This window comes from Xanthomonas sp. CFBP 7698, assembly GCF_003600855.1.
In the GTDB taxonomy this organism is placed as follows: Bacteria; Pseudomonadota; Gammaproteobacteria; order Xanthomonadales; family Xanthomonadaceae; genus Xanthomonas; species Xanthomonas cannabis.
Window position 1 is genome coordinate 19,692 of record NZ_PRDN01000004.1, and the last position, 17,878, is coordinate 37,569.

Here is a 17,878-nt window from a genome sequence, read left to right on the forward strand (position 1 = left end):
GCCGCGAGGTGTTCGGTTGCGCTGCCCGTCCGGGGCGTTGGCAGGCGAGGGCTGCCCTCATCCGCCCTTCGGGCACCTTCTCCCACAGGCGGGAGAAGGACACCACATCGCAGCAACACCAGGGGCGGCGGCGCGCGCTGGACGGTGCGCGCCATCGCCGTGCGATCTGGATCAGCGTGCCAGCCAGCCGCCGTCGACCGGGATGATGGCGCCGTTGACGTAATCCGAGGCGGTGCTGGCCAGGAACACCGCGGTGCCGCCAAGGTCGGACGGCTCGCCCCAGCGCGCGGCCGGGATGCGATCGAGGATGGCCTTGTTGCGATCCTGGTCGGCACGCAGCTGCGCGGTGTTGTCGGTGGCCATGTAGCCCGGCGCAATGGCATTGGTGGTCACGCCCTTGCTGGCCCATTCGTTGGCGAGCAGGCGGGTGATGCCGGCAATGCCGGACTTGCTGGCGGTGTAGGACGGGACACGAATGCCGCCCTGGAACGACAGCATCGAGGCGATGTTGATGATCTTGCCGCGGCCCTGCGCGATGAAGTGGCGGCCGGCGGCCTGCGCCATGAAGAACGCCGACTTCAGGTTGACGTTGAGCACGTCGTCCCAATCCTGCTCGCTGAAATCGACCGCGTCGGTGCGGCGGATCAGGCCGGCGTTGTTGACCAGGATGTCCAGCCCGCCCAGCCCGGCGATGGTCTCGTCGACGATGCGCTGCACCGGTTCGATGCTGATCAGGTTGGCTTCGATGGCGAGGAAGCGACGGCCCAGCGCCTTGACCTTCTGTTCGGTCTCGGTGGGCGCCTGGATGCCGGCGGCAGCGATGTCGGCGCCGGCCTGCGCCAGTGCCAGCGCGATGCCCTGGCCCAAGCCCGTGTTGGCACCGGTGACCAGTGCGACCTTGCCTTCGAGACTGAACGGATTACTCATTACCTTGTCGCTCCTGCTGGATGTGCCGTGATGTGATGAGTGAACCGCGCGATGCGCGGCCGATTGCATTGTTCGAACGGGTGCAGTGCCGGCGCCGGATGGAGGGCGCTGACGCTGCCGGCGCCTAGCGCGACCGAGGCGACGCTGTGGTGCCGGCCTTGCTGAAACGCGGGCTTACTTGAGCTGGCAGATGTCCAGCACGTGCATGTCGGTGTAATCCAGGTTTTCGCCGCCCATCGCCCAGATGAAGGCGTAATTGCTGGTGCCGGCGCCCATGTGGATGGACCACGGCGGCGACACCACCGCTTCGTTGTTCTGGATCACGATGTGGCGCTGCGCGTCGGGCTCGCCCATGAAGTGGTAGACGCGGTCGTTGGCGCCGAGGTCGAAGTAGAAATACACCTCGCTGCGGCGGTCGTGCAGATGCGGCGGCATGGTGTTCCAGACGCTGCCCGGCTTGAGCACGGTCAGCCCCAGCAGCAGCTGCGAGGACTGGCAGGTGGCCGGCACGATGTACTGGTAGATGGTGCGCTCGTTGCTGGTTTCCAGCGCGCCCCGGTCCAGCGCCACCGCATCCTTGATCGACAGCTGCTTGGTCTCGAAGCGCGCATGCGCCGGTGTCGAGGCCAGGTAGAACTTGGCCGGGTTGGCGGCATCATCCGAGGCGAAGCTGACATCGGTACTGCCCATCGCCACGTACAGGCCGTCCTTCGGCCCCAGCGTGTAGGCGGTGCCGTCCACGGTCACGGTGCCGGCGCCCGCGCCGACGTTGATCACGCCCAGCTCGCGCCGCTCCAGGAACGCGTGACCGGCGGCCGACGCCGGCTCGGTCTGCTTGGGCAGCTCCACTGCGGTGCCCAGCGGTGCGGCGCCACCGAGCACGAAGCGCTCGTAGTGGGTGTATTTGAGGGTCACCGCACCGTCGACGAACAGACTGTCGAGCAGATACAGCTCGCGCAGGTCGTCGTTGCTGGCGCCCTTGATGGCGTCCGGGTGGGTGGCGTAGTGGGTCTTGCAGTACAGGGACATGCGCGATCTCCGTGGCAAGCGGGGGGAAAGAGGGCTTGCACCGGGGTAGTCTACCGGCTCTGGTTAACCGGTGTCATTGCGCAGTGCAAGATGGAGCTGTGGCGGAATGGGAACCCCTTCTCCCGTCGGGAGAAGGTGGCGAGCAGCGCCGGATGAGGGTGCGAGGCTGCGCGTGGTGTGTGGGGGCGCGGTTTGGTTGGTCGGGTTAGAGGCTTATGTGGATCTCCCACCAACGCTTACGGCTTGCTTTTTTGGATGGCTGTCTGCCGCCTTGCCCTCACCCCAACCCCTCTCCCGCTGGCGGGAAAGGGGCTTTTAACCCCTTCTCCCGTCGGGAGAAGGTGGCGCGCAGCGCCGGATGAGGGTACGAGGCTGCGCGTGGTGTTTGGGGGCGTAGCCTGGTGGTCGGGTAGAGGCTTATGTGGACCTCCTACCAAGGCTTACGGCTTGGCGTTTTTGGATGGCTGTCTGCCGCCTGCCCTCACCCCAACCCCTCTCCCGCCGGCGGGAGAGGGGCTTAGAGCGCTTCTCCTGCAGGGAGAGGGGCTTTGTGGCGGCGATCGGCGGACTGTCTTCCCCCGCCTGCGGGGGAAGGTGCCCGAAGGGCGGATGGGGGCATGCTGTTGGCCGATCGAGCCAGCTGTTCTCACCCTGTCGGGCACAACGCCCTGCTAAGGTGGCGGAAGGCGGGCACCGTGGCGCGCGGCCCTCAATCTCCCGACGCTGCATGGCGCAGCGCTCAATCTTCCGGCGGTTGGCAGGAGTCGCGCACGATCAGGTGCGGGCGCACGCTGGCGGTGGGCAGTTGCGGGGCGTTGTCCGGCTGGATCAGCATGGCGGCGGCAGTACGGCCGGTGTCGCGGGTGTGGCGGCGCACCGAAGTCAGCGGTGGCCACAGGCGCGAGGCCAGCGAGCTGTCGTCGTAGCCGATCACCGAGAGCTGGCGCGGGATGCTGATGCCGGCGCGCAGGGCCACCTTGTAGATACCGGCGGCCATTTCATCGTTACCCGTGAAGATGGCGGTGGGGCGCTTCTTGCCCAGCAGCAGCTTTTCGGCCGCGGCCACGCCGGATTCGAAGGTGTAGCCGGCTTCCACGATGCGCTCGGGCGGCAGTTCGATACCGCGCCGGGTCAGTGCGTCGGCAAAGCCCGAGGTGCGTTCGATCGAAGAGCGGTAGGCGCTGGGGCCGGTGACCAGGGCGATGTCGCGGTGGCCGAGCGAGAGCAGGTAATCGGCCGCTTCGGCCGCACCGTCGCGGTCGTGGGTGATCACCGTCTGCGAGGTGGCGTCCAGCGCAATCGAGGCGATGCGGGTGTAGCGGCAGCCGATTTCGGCCAGCATGTCGGCCAGCGCCTGGTCTTCGGAGGCGCGCGGCACCAGGATCACCCCGTGCAACTTCTGCGCCTGCGCAAAACGGCGCACGCCCTCGATGTAGCCGGGGCTGCGGCTGTCGCAGGGGTGCACCACCAGTTCGAAACTGGAGCCGCGCAGCGCGTCCAGCGCGCCGTACTGCATGTCCACGATGTACTGGGCGGTGGGGTTGTCGTAGACCATGCCGATCAGGAACGAGCGCCGGAACGCCAGCCCGCGCGCCAGCGGGTCGGGCGCGTAGCCCACCTCGCGCATCAGCGCCTCGACCTTCTCGCGGGTGTCCTGCCGCACCAGCGGCGAGTTGTTGATGATCCGCGACACGGTCTTCTTGGACACGCCCGACATGCGGGCGATGTCGTTGATCGTGGCTACCTTGCCCTTCGGCAGGCCGGGCATTCCCTCTTCAGGCATCTTGCGGGCGGGCATAGCGGTCAACCGTTGAAGTTGATTGGATTCTACCGGCCACAGGGCCGGCAGACCTGAGCGCAGCCTGCCGAGAGCGCAGACCCGCCATGCAGGGCCTGTCGCGGCAGGCCGTGCCGCGGCATGCCCGACGATGCAGAACGGTCAGTCCAGGGCGCGGTAGCGGAAGTTGCGGAACTCCACCTGGCCGGGGCCTGCGGCATACAGCGCCGGCTTCAAGGCCAGGAACTTGCCGGCCACGTTGTGGTGATAGCCGGACACTTCCATCTGTACCGGGTACTTGGTCCACGCCTTGCCGTCGGTGCTGCTGTGGATGGTGACGATGTGGCGGTTGTTGGTGACCCGCAGCCACAAGGTGCCACCGGTAGCACTGGGCGCCAGCGTGCCGGGGCGTTCCTCGCCATAGCGGTGCATGACGAAGTTTTCGCCATTGCTGCCCACGCCGGCATAGAGCTTGTCGCTGTAGAACAGCAGCGCCCCGCCCTGCCCGCCCGGTGCCACGGTCATCTGCACCTCGAACTGGTAGGCCGGGTCGGTGGCGATCACCGTCAGCGGCGAGGCATTGCGCGGGGCGGTGCCCTTGCCCTGCAGGCGCAACACGCCATCGCCCACCTGCAGGCGCTTGGCTTCGTCGGCGGCCGGGTTGAAGAACGCCCACTGCGGGCCGAGCGTGGCGGCACGGAAGTCGTCCGACAGCGCCAGGCCGTGTTGCAGTGCCTGGCCGCTGGGTTTTTTCAGCGGTGTGCCCAGGTCGCCGCCCTTGGCGACGAACCAGCCGTCCGGGGTCCATTCGATCGGGTCCAGCAGCGCCTGCCGGCCCAGCGTCCAGAAGCCGTGTTCGTAGCCGTGGTAAAGCATCCACCAGCGCTTGTCGGTGCCTTCCACCAGGGTGGCGTGGCCACGCGACCACCACGGCTCGTCGGCGCTCTTGGTGCGGGTGATCGGGTTGTTGGGCGCGTTCTGCCAGGGCCCGTGGATGGAGCGCGAGCGCGCGGTGATCACCATGTGCCCGGTCGGTGGGCCGGCGGTGCCGCCCACGGCGGTGGTCATGTAGTACCAGCCGTTGTGGCGGGTGATCTTGGGGCCTTCCTGCGCGTAGCCTTCCACGTCCCAGCTTTCCGGGTATTTCCAGCCGTCGTACACGTGCTTGGGCGTGCCGACCACCTTGAGGCCGTCGTCGGAGAGCTGCACGTAATCGCCGCCGCTCAGGAACAGATAGCGCTTGCCGTCTTCGCCCACTGCATGGCCGGGGTCGATGTACTTGCCCAGGCCGATGTCGATCGGCGCGCTCCACGGGCCCTTGATGTCATCGGCCCACACCACGAAGTTGCTGCGCTCGCCCTGGTCGCCGCGCCGGGCCGGGAAATAGATGTAATAGCGCTTGCCATGCTTGATCAGGTCCGGTGCCCAGATCGCACCGACATTCTGGGTAATGGCATGGCCCAGCGGCTGCCAGTTGACCAGATCGCGCGAATGCCAGATCGGCAGGCCCGGGTAGGCATCGAACGAGGACAGCGTGAGGTAGTAATCGTCGCCATCCTTCAGCACGGACGGGTCGGGATGGTCGCCGGCCAGCACCGGGTTGAGGAAGGTGCCATTGCCCTGGTCGGCGATGCGCTGATGCTCGATGCCGCGCTTCCAGTCGGCCGCGGCGCTTAGCCCGGTGCACAGCAACAGTCCGCCGGCCAGCAGCCAACGCAGACGGGGTGAGGTGATACGCATACGCATGCTTTCTCCTGGTCCCCGCGGTGCGGGGCGATACGGTCGCGGCAGCAATGCCACCGGTTAACCGGATGAGGCGGAACCCTCCCGCCAGCAGCGATGCCCAACCCACGCAAGGCATCGCGCGTGCCTGGCAGGCGGGGATACGGCGCGATTGCCGCGCCGATCCGCGCCTGCCAGGCACGCCGTCGCTCAGGTCCTCATGCGCGCAAGGCGCGTGGCAACCACAGCGACAATTCGGGGAAAAACGCCACGATCAACAGCACGCACAGCGCCGCCAGCCAAAACGGCCAGATGGTGCGCATGCTCTGGGCGATGGTGATCTGGCCGATGGAGGTGCCGATGAACAGCACCGAGCCGATCGGCGGGGTGATCAGGCCGATGCCGCCGGCCAGCACCATCACCAGGCCGAAGTGGATCGGGTCGATGCCGTAGGCCTTGACCACCGGCAGGAAGATCGGCGTGCAGATCAGGATCTTCGGTGCCAGGTCCATGAACATGCCCAGCAGCAACAGCATCACCACGATCATCAGCAGCACGGTGTTCTTGCTGTCGGCGATGGCCTGCAGGAACTTCACCGCGGCAGCAGGCACCTGCAGATAGGCCAGCAACCAACCGAACACCGCCGCGGTGGCGATCACGAACAGGATCACGCCGGTGGTGCGCGCGGCATGCGTGACGGCCGCGAAGAACTCGGCCCAGCGCAGCTGCCGATACAGCAGCGCAGTAACGATCAGCGCGTACACCACCGCGATGGCCGCACTCTCCACCGCGGTAAAGATGCCGGCGCGAATACCGATGAAGATCAGCGCCACCAGGCCCAGGCCAGGCAATGCACCGAACAGGCGCAATGCCACCGCACGCCAGCCCGGGAACGGCTCGGTGCCGTAGCCGCGATGGCGCGCCACCGCGTAGCCGGTGACCATCATCGCTGCAGTCATCAACAACGCGGGGAAGATGCCGGCCGCGAACAGATCGGCAATCGACAGGCCGCCGCCGGCCGCGGCCGAAAACAGGATCAGGTTATGCGAGGGCGGCACCAGCAAGGCCACCAGCGCAGCGGTCATGCTCACGTTCACCGCGTAATCGCGGTCGTAACCGCGCTTGATCATCTGCGGAATCATGGTGCCGCCAACGGCCGAGACGTCGGCGATGGCAGAACCGGACACGCCGCCGAAGAACAACGACGACAGCACGCTGACCTGGCCCAGGCCGCCACGCACGCGCCCCACCAACGACGACGCCAACGCGATCAGGCGTTCGGAAATGCCACCGCGCAACATCAGCTCGCCGGCGAAGATAAACAGCGGAATCGCAATCAGCGACGCCGAACCGCTACCGGCGGAAATCTGCTGCACCAGCACCACCGTGGGCAGGTCCAGATACAGCAGCGTGGCCAGGGCGGCCGCACCCAGCGCATAGGCCACCGGCACGCCGATCAGCAGCAGCACCACAAAGGTTCCCAACAACATGGCGATGCCCATCAGCGCACTCCTCCAACATGGACCGGGCGCAGCACACGCCACAACTTGAACAACGCGAACAGCACCATCAGCGCACCGCCGATCGACAGCGGCAGGTAGTTGATGCTCTGCGGCATCTGCGCGCCGGCCATCTTGATGTCCAGGCCATCGAGCAGCAGCGCCGCGCTCCACCAGGCCAGCACCGCACCGATGGACATGATCATCAGCGGGCGAATCACTTCGAACAGTTTGCGCACCAGCGGCGGCACGTGTTCGCCCAGCAAGTAGAAGCCAAAATGGCGGTTGGTGTGCACGCCGGCGGCAGCGCCCAGGCTCAGTGCGGTGCTCAGCAATAGCAAGGTCACCGGCTCGGTCCAGCTGGGCGAGTCGTTGAGCACGTAGCGGGTAAACACCTGCCAGCCCTGCACGACCACCAGGCCCAGCAGCGCCAGCGACGCTACGCCAACGGCGATATCGGAAACGCGGTCCAGCGCGCGCTGCAACGGCGCGACCGGGACGGCGAGAGTCTCGGGTTCGGTCATCGGGTCACCTCTATGCGAAATCGCGGATGCGGCGGTACAGCGCTTCGATCTCCGGCTGCTTGCGGTATTCGGCCAGCAGCGGGGCGGAGGCGGCGCGGAAGGCCGGCATGTCGACCTGGTTGAGCTTCACGCCGTAGTCGATCACCTGCTTGCGTGCCACCGTTTCCGAGGCATCCCACAAGTTGCGCATCACCGGCACCGAGGCGCGCGCCAGTTCCACCACCAGGCCGCGATCGGCCGGGCTCAGCGATTCGAAGCTGGCGCGCGACATCACTAGGATGTCCGGCGCATAGGAATGCTCGCTCTGCGACCAGTAATGCGCGGCTTCGAAATGCCGGCTGGACTGGAAGCTGCGCATGTTGTTTTCCGCACCGTCGATCATGTGCGTTTCCATCGCCGAAAACGTCTCGCCCAGCGACATCGGGGTGGGGTTGGCGCCCAGCATGCGCATCAGCTTGAGAAAGATATCCGACGAAGCCACACGCAGCTTCAGGCCCTTGAGATCTTCCGGGCGGTGCAGCGGATGCTTGGTGTTGTAGAAGCAGCGCGCGCCCGAATCGTAGATGGCAAGACCCACCAGATCGCGCTGCTCGAAGCTGCGCAACACGCTGTCGCCCACATGGCCGTCGATGGCACGGCGCAGATGCGGCACCGAGTCGAATACGTACGGCAGGCACAGCGCCTGGGTCAGCGGAAAGGTGTTGTTCAACGCGCCCGAATACACCCGGGTGATGTCGATGGCACCGAAGCGCGCCATGTCGATCGCCTCGGACTCGCGGCCCAGCTGGCCGGAATGGTACTGGCGCAGCTTGAGCCGGCCGTTGGTGCGTGCCTCGAGCTGCTTGCCGAACCAGCGCACCGCTTCCACGGTGGGGTAGTCGCCCACGTGCACATCGGTGGCGGTGAGCAACTGCCCGCCGGGAATCGGCGTGGTGGCGCCGGCGCCCAGCCACGGGGCAGCGGCGGCGGCGCCGAGCCCGGCACCGAGGAAATGTCTGCGTGTGATCATTGGCGCCCTCCCAAGCGTCTGGTCACGGGGCCCGCACCTAGTTGGCGGACACAGCCGTACAGGAAATGTCGCCGATGCCGGCGAAGCGAATCAGGGCATGCTGTCCCACTTCGATGTCGTGGATACCGGTGGCATTGCCGGTGGCAATGAGATCACCGCGCTTGAGCGGGCGCCCGCGCTGGGCCGAACGGCTGAGCGCGAATGCGTAGGCCGCACGCAACCCGCCGGGCAGCGTGGTGGCGCCGCCGGTGCCGACCACCTGGTCGTCGATCAGGGTTTCGGCAGTCAGCGCAGTCTCCTCGCGGTCCAGCCAATCGGTCACTTCCGGCCCCAGGATCAGGCCGTTGTTGTTGCCGAAGTCGGAAATCACCACGCGCGGGCCCAGCTTGTTAATGGTCGCCAGCGGGCTGCTGGCGATTTCCACGCCGATGAACAGCCGCGCCGGCAAGGCGGCGGCCTCGTAGGCGGTGTAGTGCGTCTTGCCGCTGGGAGCATCGGCCTCCAGCCGCAGCACGTACTCGGCTTCCACCGCGCCGAAGCCGCCGACATAGATCGGGAACTCGGTTGTTCCACCGGTAGCATTCCAGAGCTTCTGAGAGAAGATCGGGCCCAGCAGCCGTTCGTCGCCGGAGGCATCGCGGCGCTCGGCGGCGATGTAGCCCACCTTCCAGCCCACCACCTGGTCGTGCCACTGGCTGATAGCGATGTCCTGCACCTGGTATGCAGTGACCAGATCGTCCGGGATTTGCCCGGGAAAGTCGGGCAGTGAGGCCCCGGCACGGCGAGCCTCCACAAAGCGTTGGGCGATGTCGGACAACGCGGATGTGGACGTTGGCGGGGTGGCGGCGTCGTTGCTCAAGGGTGTCTCCCTGATAGGTGTTTTGTTGCACTGCCAATCGACAGCGGCACGGTGTGCTGTATATGGTAAACCGGTGTCATTGGCAATGTGCAGTGCGGCATTGTGACCGCGATAACGAACTGGCCCTGGGAGGGGTGGATGCAACAGACACGTCGCAAACGCAGGGGCAGCGGGCTTTTGCACGCATTGCGCCGAACAGTGACGGTGGCCCTGGGCGCGCTCGCCCTGGTTGCCACCCCGGCGTGGTCGGCGGAGGTGGCCAGCGCCGACACCGCAGCCGAACAGGCCAGCCGCATCGGCCTGTGGCCGCGCGCACTGGCACCGGGAGACACCGCGTTGCCGCAGCCGCAGCGCATCGTCGACCGCAGCAGCGATGCCGCCCTGCCCGACCGTTACATCCAGAACATCAGCGACCCATACCTGGTGGTCTACCGCCCCAGGCGGCCCAACGGCACCGCGCTACTGGTCACCCCCGGCGGCGGCTATCAACGCATCGTGCTGGACAACGAAGGCAGCACGCTGGTGCCCAGCTTCGTCGACCAGGCCGGCATCACCTTGTTCGTGCTGCGCTACCGCTTGCCGGACGAAGGCCACCCCAACGGCGCCGACGTGCCGCTGGCCGATGCGCAACGTGCGCTGCGGCTGATCCGCGCCAATGCAACGCGCTACGGCATCGACGCGCAGCGCGTGGGAGTGATGGGCTTTTCGGCCGGCGGCCACGTTGCGGCCAGTCTTGGCACGCGCTACGCCGCGCAGGTGTATCCACCGGTGGATGCGGCCGATGCGCTGAGCGCGCGGCCGGATTTCCAGCTGCTGGTCTACCCGGTCATCGACATGGACAGCGCCAACGCGCACATGGGCTCGCGCGAACGCCTGATCGGCAAGGCGCCCAGCGCGGCGCAGGTCAGCGCGTATTCCCCGCAGTTGCACGTGGATGCGCGCACCCCGCCGACATTTTTGCTGCATGCGCAGGACGACACTGTGGTGTTGGTACGCAACAGCCTGCTGATGTACGACGCGCTGCTGCGCGCCGGCGTGCCGAGCGAGCTGCATGTCTTCCCGCAGGGCGGCCATGGCTTCGGCAGCGGCCGTATCAGCGGGCTGACGCTGGCCGCATGGCCGCAGCTGGCGCAGGCCTGGATTGCGCATGTGACCAAGGCGCAGACAGCTGCAGCGGCACAGGCACCGGGCTCGGTACCAGCAGATGCATCTGCAAAGGACGCGGCACGATGACAGCGCCGTCCCCCGACGTGCGCCGACGCACGCTGTTGCGCAGTGGATTACTCGCCAGTGCCGCCGTCGCGCTGCCAGGTTTCGCGGGTGCCGTGGCGCCGCCGCCACGCAACGACAGCGCCCCGCTGGCACGCGTGCGTGGCGGCGCAGTGCGCGGCTACCGCGACCAGGGCATCTGCGTATTCAAGGGCATCCCGTATGGCGGCGATACCGCGGCGCGACGCTTCCAGGCGCCGCTGCAGGAAACGCCGTGGCAGGACGTGCGCGATGCCAGCCATTTCGGTGCGGCCGCCCCACAACCCAAGGCCAGCGAGCCCACCAGCGAGGACTGCCTGTTCCTCAACGTGTGGACGCCCGGCCTGCGCGATGGCGGCAAGCGGCCGGTGCTGGTCTATCTCCACGGCGGCGGCTACACCACCGGCTCCGGCAGCGACCCGCTCTACGACGGCGTGCGCCTGTGCACGCGCGGCGATGTGGTGGTGGTCACGGTCAATCACCGGCTCAACCTGTTCGGCTACCTGTCGCTGGCGCAGCTCGGCGATGCGAGCTTCGCCGATTCGGGCAATGCCGGGCAGCTGGACCTGATCCAGGCGCTGCACTGGGTGCGCCAGCATGCGGCCGAATTCGGTGGCGATGCCGGCAACGTCACGGTGTTTGGCCAGTCCGGCGGCGGCGCCAAGATCGCCACGCTGATGGCGATGCCGGCCGCACGTGGGTTGTTCCACCGTGCCTGGACCATGAGCGGGCAGCAGGTCACCGTGGCCGGCCCGCGCGCGGCCACCCAGCGCGCGCAGCTGCTGCTGGACGCATTGAAGATTGCGCCAGGCGATCTGGCGCGGCTGCGCACTGTGCCGGTGGCGGACCTGCTGGCAGCCGCACAGGTGCGCGACCCGTCGCGGGTGGAAAACAGCGCGCTGTATTTCGGCCCGGTCCTGGATGCGCGCAACGTGCCGGTGCATCCGTTCTGGCCGACCGCACCAGTGCAATCGGCGCGCATTCCGATGGTGATCGGCAATACCCGCGACGAGACACGCGCATTTCTCGGCAACGACGCAAAAAACTTTGCGCTGAGCTGGGACGAGTTGCCGGCCAAGCTGGAAGCGCAGCAGTACGTTGACCTGTTGCCGCAGGTGGTGATTGCCGAATACCGGCGGCTGTATCCGCAGTACTCGCCTTCGCAGGTGTTCTTTGCCGCCACCACTGCCGGCCGCTCGTGGCGTGGCGCGGTCGAAGAGGCCGAAGCGCGTGCGCGTCAGGGCGCGCCCACCTGGGTCTATCAGCTGGATTGGGGCTCGCCGCTGGAGGGTGGCAAGTTCGGCGCCTTCCACACGCTGGATATTCCGCTGGTGTTCGACACCATACGCCAGCCTGGTTCGCGCACCGGCGACAGCATTGATGCGCAACGCATGGCCGATCAGATGAGCGATGCGCTGATCGCGTTTGCACGCAATGGCGACCCCAATCGTCGCGGTGCGCCGCGCTGGCAGCCGTATTCGCTGCAGCGGCGCGAAACGCTGGTATTCGATACGCCGAGCCGGTTGGAACACGATCCGCGCGGTGGCGAGCGACGCCTGTATCAGCAAGCGCCCTTCATTCAACGCGGCACGTTCTGAATGCGTGTTTTGTTGAGCCCCAACCAAAGCGTCGAAAGCGGTCGCCATTCGCGTTCGGAACGCGTGCACGCAATGGCAGGGGCTGAGCACCACATGCCGCTTCGCGCACTGGCCACGCGCTGGCTGCGATCACGCAGCCGTATTGATTCGATCTTGAGGTCATCCATGCGTCATCACTTCGCACTCCCATCGCTGCTGCTGACTGCGCTGGCAGTTGCATGCCTTCCGTTCGCCGATGCCACTGCGCTTGTCGAGACATCGCTCGTCTCCCAGGCATCCACCACCGGTACCTCTGCCAGCAACGCGCCGGCCCCGCCACCCGTGTTTGCCGCCAGCAAGATCGTGCTGGTCGGCGATTCCACCACCGCCGTGCAGGGTGGTTGGGGGCCGAGTTTCTGCGCGCAGCATGTGACCTCGTTTTTGAGCTGCCTCAATCTGGCGCGTGGCGGGCGCAGTACCTCCAACTATCGTGCGGAAGGGTCGTGGGACATTGCGCTCAAGGAGTTGCGCAGCGGTGGCTACCGGCAGGTGGTGGTGCTGATCCAGTTTGGCCATAACGACCAGCCCGGCAAGCCGGGGCGCTCCACCGACCTGGCGACAGAATTCCCGGCCAACCTGCGCCGCTATGTGGCCGAGGCGCGTGCCGCAGGCGCAGTTCCGGTGCTGGTGACGCCGTTGACGCGGCGGCAGTTCGAGCGCGGCCAACTGCTGGACGACCTGGCGCCATGGGCGCAGGCCACACGTGCAGTTGCGCGCGAGTTGCAGGTGCCGGTGGTCGACCTGCACGCGCGCAGCCGCGCGTTGGTGCAGGGCATGGGGCCGGTGCTGGCGATGCGGCTTGCGCAGCGGCCGGCCGACCCGCAGCAAGTGATCGCTGCGCAATCGGGCACTACCGTCGGCAAGACACCGGCGCAGACGCTGCCGTCATCGTCATCGTCATCGTCGAAAGTGCCTGAGGGCGCCAGCGTGACTGCGGCCACCGCGGCTGCCACTGCACAGGACAATGCCAGTGCGGAACCGATGGGCCAGGCCAAACTTGCGTTCGACTACACGCATCTTGGCCCCGAGGGCGCAGATGCCTTTGCGGCGATCGTCGCCGACGAATTGGCAAGGCAAGTGCCTGCTTTGCGGCCGCTGTTGATTCCGTGATGCGTTGACGGCAACTGTGCTTGGCACGGTCGGGAGCTCGCTGCGCGCAATGACGCTGAAGTCGTTCCCAGCGTGCAGGGCTGGGTTGGTGCAATCGACTGCTATCGGGGACGTGGTCGCTTGTTCCGTACCCTCATCCGCCCCCTCCGGGGCACCTTCTCCCCCATGAAGGAGGACAATGTCCCGGTGGGAGAAGGAAACGCAGCGTGGCTGCGCTTTGTTGGACGCATCGCACGAGCACCGACCGCGCCGGCCCAGCGGCTACGCAATGTTTGATTAGACGCTCCAAGCGTCGTCCTTCAACGCACAACAGGCACCGGCGCATCCGCCTCGATCACGCCTTCGCGCTTGAGCTCCTCCCACACCGCCGCAGGAATCGCCACCCGCATCGATGCCGCATTGGCGACTGCCTGCTCGGCCGTGCGCGCGCCAGGAATCACCGACGACACCACCTGCGGCGCAGCGGCAAATTGCAGCGATACGGTGCGTAGATCCACGCCATGCCGCTCGCAAACGGCCAGCGCTTTCTGCCGCTTGGCCGGTGCCCATTCCGGCACCGTGCCGTCGTACAGATAACGCTCGCGGCCGGCCAGATACCCGGCCAGCAATGGCGCACCGACCACCACCGAGGCGCCGTGTTTGGCGATCTTCGGGAAGGTGTCGTGCAAGGCCTGCGCATGATCGAGCAGCGAGTACTGGCAGGCGAGCAGGAAGATATCCGGGTCGGCCTCTTCGATTGCGCGCAACGCAGGCTCCGGGCGATTGACGCCAAACCCCCAGGCCTTGATCAGGCCCTCCTTGCGCATCTTGGTCAGCTCCGGCATCGCGCCCTTCACCGCTTCGGCAAAGCGCTGCTCCCACGGCATGCCCAGGTCTTTCTCGTTCTCCGGCGACAGGTCGTGGATATAGGCGATGTCGATCTGGGACACGCCCAAACGCTGCAGGCTGTCTTCGATCGAACGCCGCACACCGGCCGCGCTGTAGTCGTAGCGATAGTCGAACGGCGAGGGTTGCACCCACATCGTCTTGGGCGGTTTGTCGGTGGCGGTGAGCAGGCGCCCGACCTTGGTCGACACCACATAATCATCGGCCGTGTGATTGTGCAGGTGATGGCCGGTGCGCCGCTCCGACAGGCCCAGCCCGTACCATGGCGAGGTATCGAAATAACGCACCCCCGACTCCCACACCGCGGCCAGCGTCTGCTCGCTTTGTGCGTCGCTGGTGGGCGCAAAGCCATTACCGATGGCCACGCCGCCGAAGCCCAGGCGACTGCGCGGCCGGTAGCGTGCGCCCTTGACGACGGAATTGGTCGGCAACGCGTTCGCAGCGGTTTTGCCGCGCGTCGGCATCACACTGCCAGGCGCAGAAGCCTGTGCCAGCAGCGGTGCAGCGGCCAATGCCGCAGTGCCCGCAGCGGCAGCGGAAAGAAATTGGCGACGTGTATTCATCGGGATTCCTTGCAACAACGTGGCCCACGAGGATGGCCCCGCGCGTGTGCATGCCAGGTCAGCGAACTCAGCCCAGTGCCAGCTCATGCACCTGTGCGCGTGGCGCGCCATCGCCCAGCCACAACGTGGCCACGCTGATCGGCAGACTGAAGCGACGCGGCCCGGCGCTGCCGGGATTGACGTACAACATGCCATCGCGCGTCTGGATCGCCGGTTTGTGCGAATGCCCGCTGATGACGACGTCTGTTGCAACACCCGGCGTCAACGTTTTCAGATCGTGCAGCACGTGGATGCGTACGCCACCGATCAGCACATCCAGCGTCTGCGGCAAGCCCGCTGCCCAGGGCTTGTTGTCGATATTGCCGGCTATGACATGCAGCGGCGCCAGCACCTGCAACGCGGCGAGAATGTCCGGCTTGCCGACGTCGCCGGCATGGATGATCGCATCGCTTCCCACGAGCGCGGCCACTGCTTCGGGTCGCAACAATCCATGGGTGTCGGAGATCAGGCCGATGCGTGTGCGGGCGGGCATGGCATCCTCTTGCGCGGACAGAAGCGGCACATGCTACGCACTGCACGTGCGCCGGACGTGAGGCCAGCGCGTGCAGAGGTCGCACGCCGCAGCTCAACGCCGTGCAGGTACTACACGTTCACTGCTGCACGCCTGCACCAGCAATCACCTGCGACGTTCACTACTTCATGCCTGCACCGCAATCACCCGCGGCGTAGCGTGACCAAAAAACGTAGCGAGCGGTCGTCAGATGGGTGCGGTCACCACGCTTGGAACCGCCGCGCACGCGTCGTCCATGCCGCATCGGACAGCGACCGTGCGCGCCTGGCGGTGAACGCAGTCATCTGTTCGCCGCTCCTAAGCAACCCCGCGCGCCGGCCATGCCCATACGCTATTGGGATCGCCCTGCATGCCACGGCGTTTGCTCGCAAGCGCCATGCGCCAATAGGCCCAGGCCATCAGCAGCGCAACCAGATCGACGCCGAGCACGGTCGCGCTCTGCCACGGCGCGGTCGCGCCCTGTGCGCCAATGCAGCTGGCCAGCGGAATCAGCGCCGTCAACCCGGCGCAGACCATCAAGAGCTCATACGCACCGCGTGCGGTGGGGCGGACCAGGGCCCACAGCAGCGTTGCGGCGAACACTGCGTAATAGACATAGCGCTCCTGGCCCTGCGGCAGGTACCGCGCAGCGATAAACAGCGCCGAGATGCCGGCCACACTGCCCAGGCAGACACCGACGGTGAGCCGCGCCATCGCATGCGTGCGACGCGGCTGCGCAATGGCGCGGCGCTTGCGCCGTGTTTCGATCCACAGCAGGTTGCCGCTGTAGAACAGGAACGCGCCGCCCAAGCCAAGCAGGAAGTACAGCCACTGCACCGCCACATGCCCGAAGTTGCCGAAATGCAGCGCCTGCAAGCCGCGCAACGCAGCGGTGCCGGGCGACATCGTGGCCGGCTCCAGCACGCGCAATACCTGCCCGGTGCTGGCATCCAGTGCCACGCCGCCCAAGGTGTTGAGCCGGCGCTGGTCGTGATGGCCGTAGACCTCCACCCGCGCATGGGCATCGCCGGCATCGTGGTAGGCCAGGCTTTCCGGCACGAAGCCGGGGCTGGCAGCCACTGCCTTGTGCAACAGCACCGCTACCGGCAACAACGGCGCTGCACGCTTGGCCGGCGCCACATGCGGTGCGAGTTCGAAATCCGGCTCCAGGATCTGCATCAGCTTGCCGTCGAACACCAGGAACTGGAATGGCGCCAGCAGCAACACGCCCAGGCACAGCACTGCGCCGGACCAGGCAAAGATCACATGGAATGGCAGCGACAGCATGCCCACCAGATTGTGCGCGTCCTGCCACAGCCGTTTGAGGTTGGCGCCCACGCGCAGCGCGAACAGGTCCTTGAAGAACACCGGCGCGTACAACACCACGCCGCTGACCAGCGCCAGCCCGTACAACACACTCACCACCCCGAACAGATAGGTGCCGAGCACGCGCGGCAGGCCGGCGGTGAAGTGCAGGTCGTAGAGAAAATCCGCAAAGCCCACGCGCTGCGGCAACTCCAGCAGGCCGCCATCGGGCCCTGCCTGATACTGGCGCATACCGCCGCTGGCATCGGCCTGCGCGCCATACCAATACACCCGCGCAATCGGCCCATGTTCGCCCGGCAACAGCAGCAAGAACGAATCGGCCACCTGCGGGTGCGTGGCGATGACCGTGTCCAGCAAGGACTGCGCCGCAGTCACCGGATCGGCAGGCGTCTTGTCGGCAACCGCCGGCGCACTCTGCCACTCGCTGAGCTGATGCGTGAACACGGTGATGGCACCGGCATAGAAGGCAATGAACAAGGCCATGCCGGCCAGCAACCCCATCCAGCTGTGCACTGACAGAAACGCGCGCAAGGTCGATGCTTTCATGCGCTCAGCTCCGTCCAGCCCAGTGCCTTGATCGCGGCGAGTGCGAGGTAGCACAGCAGCGTCAGCCCGCCGAGCACGATCCAGGCATGCGATGCCCGCCGGAACACGAACGGCAACGCCATCGCGCCGATCCAGACCGGAAACATCAGCAGCAACCACACCAGGGTATAGCGCTGTTGCGGCCCCGGTAGCAGCAAGGCGCACAGGCCGACCACACCCACCGCAAGCGGCAGGCCCAGCACCACCGCACTCAACCATCTAGCCCACATGGCGTGCCTGCCTGCGTTGTGCGCGCACCTGCCGCCCGACATCCAGCACCGGCAGCGCCACTGCCGCCAGCATCAGCGCCGTCACGGCGGCAAAGATGCCGGCCCACACGCCCAGCGCAAGGATGGCGCAGGCCAGTGACAACGCCAGCAACACGTAGCCACCGACGCGCAACACGCGCACCGAGGGGCGTCGCTGCAGCAACAGACGTTGATGCGTGGTTGCCAGATAAAACGCCAGGGCCGAGGCGGCAGCGGCAAGCAGATAGAGTGCGGCCATCAGCGCGCTCATGTGCCAGCCTGCATCGAGGTGAGCGAAGGCAGCGCACCGCGCTGGGCACGATGCGAGCGGCGAGTTTGCGCCCTCGCTTGCAGCGGCACCACCGTCCACACGTCTGCCT

Annotated in this window: 16 protein-coding genes and 1 other RNA gene; 3 read left to right on the forward strand and 14 right to left on the reverse strand. The window is 66.6% G+C overall.

What is annotated here, in order from left to right; translation table 11 throughout:
• Window positions 1-171: 171 nt before the first annotated feature.
• The 8 genes from kduD to XnspCFBP7698_RS15965 all read right to left on the reverse strand — a co-directional run bounded on the left by kduD (window position 172) and on the right by XnspCFBP7698_RS15965 (window position 9,346).
• On the reverse strand, window positions 172-927 hold the full coding sequence (kduD, locus tag XnspCFBP7698_RS15930; RefSeq protein WP_123137588.1) for a 2-dehydro-3-deoxy-D-gluconate 5-dehydrogenase KduD: 756 nt from the start codon (window positions 925-927) through the stop codon (window positions 172-174).
• Window positions 928-1,101: 174 nt separating this feature from the next.
• The gene (gene kduI, locus XnspCFBP7698_RS15935) at window positions 1,102-1,956 is read right to left on the reverse strand and encodes a 5-dehydro-4-deoxy-D-glucuronate isomerase (RefSeq protein WP_104580260.1); all 855 of its coding nucleotides are present in this window, start codon (window positions 1,954-1,956) and stop codon (window positions 1,102-1,104) included.
• A 739-nt stretch (window positions 1,957-2,695) separates the two neighbouring features.
• Window positions 2,696-3,754 carry a LacI family DNA-binding transcriptional regulator gene (locus XnspCFBP7698_RS15940; RefSeq protein WP_029218312.1) on the reverse strand — a complete coding sequence of 353 codons (1,059 nt, stop codon included), beginning with the start codon at window positions 3,752-3,754 and terminating at the stop codon, window positions 2,696-2,698.
• 141 nt (window positions 3,755-3,895) lie between these two features.
• Window positions 3,896-5,479, reverse strand: a complete 1,584-nt coding sequence (locus XnspCFBP7698_RS15945; RefSeq protein ID WP_123137589.1) for a family 43 glycosylhydrolase — start codon at window positions 5,477-5,479, stop codon at window positions 3,896-3,898.
• Between the two features lie 194 nt (window positions 5,480-5,673).
• The gene (locus XnspCFBP7698_RS15950) at window positions 5,674-6,957 is read right to left on the reverse strand and encodes a TRAP transporter large permease (protein WP_104586363.1); all 1,284 of its coding nucleotides are present in this window, start codon (window positions 6,955-6,957) and stop codon (window positions 5,674-5,676) included.
• Window positions 6,957-7,478, reverse strand: coding sequence for a TRAP transporter small permease (locus tag XnspCFBP7698_RS15955; protein ID WP_047695039.1), 522 nt, complete (start codon window positions 7,476-7,478; stop codon window positions 6,957-6,959). Before XnspCFBP7698_RS15955 ends, XnspCFBP7698_RS15950 begins: the two co-directional genes overlap by 1 nt.
• A 10-nt stretch (window positions 7,479-7,488) precedes the next feature.
• A complete protein-coding gene (locus XnspCFBP7698_RS15960) occupies window positions 7,489-8,487 on the reverse strand; it encodes a TRAP transporter substrate-binding protein (protein ID WP_104580263.1) in 999 nt (332 codons plus the stop codon).
• A gap of 37 nt (window positions 8,488-8,524) precedes the next feature.
• Entirely contained in the window at window positions 8,525-9,346 is an 822-nt protein-coding gene (locus XnspCFBP7698_RS15965) for a 2-keto-4-pentenoate hydratase (protein ID WP_123137590.1), read from the reverse strand.
• Between the two features lie 138 nt (window positions 9,347-9,484).
• Here XnspCFBP7698_RS15965 and XnspCFBP7698_RS15970 point away from each other — a divergent pair, with 138 nt between their 5' ends.
• From XnspCFBP7698_RS15970 to XnspCFBP7698_RS15980, 3 genes are all read left to right on the forward strand, one after another.
• Entirely contained in the window at window positions 9,485-10,579 is a 1,095-nt protein-coding gene (locus XnspCFBP7698_RS15970; RefSeq protein WP_123137591.1) for an alpha/beta hydrolase, read from the forward strand.
• Window positions 10,576-12,192 (forward strand): carboxylesterase/lipase family protein, encoded by a 1,617-nt coding sequence (locus XnspCFBP7698_RS15975; RefSeq protein WP_147423601.1) that lies wholly within the window; start codon window positions 10,576-10,578, stop codon window positions 12,190-12,192. The genes XnspCFBP7698_RS15970 and XnspCFBP7698_RS15975 overlap by 4 nt, the downstream gene beginning before the upstream one ends.
• A gap of 165 nt (window positions 12,193-12,357) precedes the next feature.
• The gene (locus tag XnspCFBP7698_RS15980) at window positions 12,358-13,341 is read left to right on the forward strand and encodes a rhamnogalacturonan acetylesterase (RefSeq protein WP_123137592.1); all 984 of its coding nucleotides are present in this window, start codon (window positions 12,358-12,360) and stop codon (window positions 13,339-13,341) included.
• Window positions 13,342-13,640: 299 nt separating this feature from the next.
• Here XnspCFBP7698_RS15980 and XnspCFBP7698_RS15985 read toward each other — a convergent pair whose 3' ends face one another.
• The 6 genes from XnspCFBP7698_RS15985 to XnspCFBP7698_RS16010 form a co-directional block, all read right to left on the reverse strand.
• Window positions 13,641-14,789: an aldo/keto reductase gene (locus XnspCFBP7698_RS15985; RefSeq protein ID WP_123137593.1), complete on the reverse strand. Its 1,149-nt coding sequence runs from the start codon at window positions 14,787-14,789 to the stop codon at window positions 13,641-13,643.
• 67 nt (window positions 14,790-14,856) lie between these two features.
• Window positions 14,857-15,321 carry a metallophosphoesterase family protein gene (locus tag XnspCFBP7698_RS15990; RefSeq protein ID WP_123137594.1) on the reverse strand — a complete coding sequence of 155 codons (465 nt, stop codon included), beginning with the start codon at window positions 15,319-15,321 and terminating at the stop codon, window positions 14,857-14,859.
• A 200-nt stretch (window positions 15,322-15,521) separates the two neighbouring features.
• Window positions 15,522-15,597, reverse strand: a non-coding RNA gene (locus tag XnspCFBP7698_RS15995) — sX9 sRNA.
• A 60-nt stretch (window positions 15,598-15,657) separates the two neighbouring features.
• Window positions 15,658-17,211 (reverse strand): PepSY-associated TM helix domain-containing protein, encoded by a 1,554-nt coding sequence (locus XnspCFBP7698_RS16000; protein ID WP_123137595.1) that lies wholly within the window; start codon window positions 17,209-17,211, stop codon window positions 15,658-15,660.
• Window positions 17,208-17,480: a hypothetical protein gene (locus XnspCFBP7698_RS16005; protein WP_123137596.1), complete on the reverse strand. Its 273-nt coding sequence runs from the start codon at window positions 17,478-17,480 to the stop codon at window positions 17,208-17,210. Before XnspCFBP7698_RS16005 ends, XnspCFBP7698_RS16000 begins: the two co-directional genes overlap by 4 nt.
• Window positions 17,470-17,769, reverse strand: a complete 300-nt coding sequence (locus tag XnspCFBP7698_RS16010) for a hypothetical protein (RefSeq protein WP_047695050.1) — start codon at window positions 17,767-17,769, stop codon at window positions 17,470-17,472. The genes XnspCFBP7698_RS16005 and XnspCFBP7698_RS16010 overlap by 11 nt, the downstream gene beginning before the upstream one ends.
• Window positions 17,770-17,878: the final 109 nt, after the last annotated feature.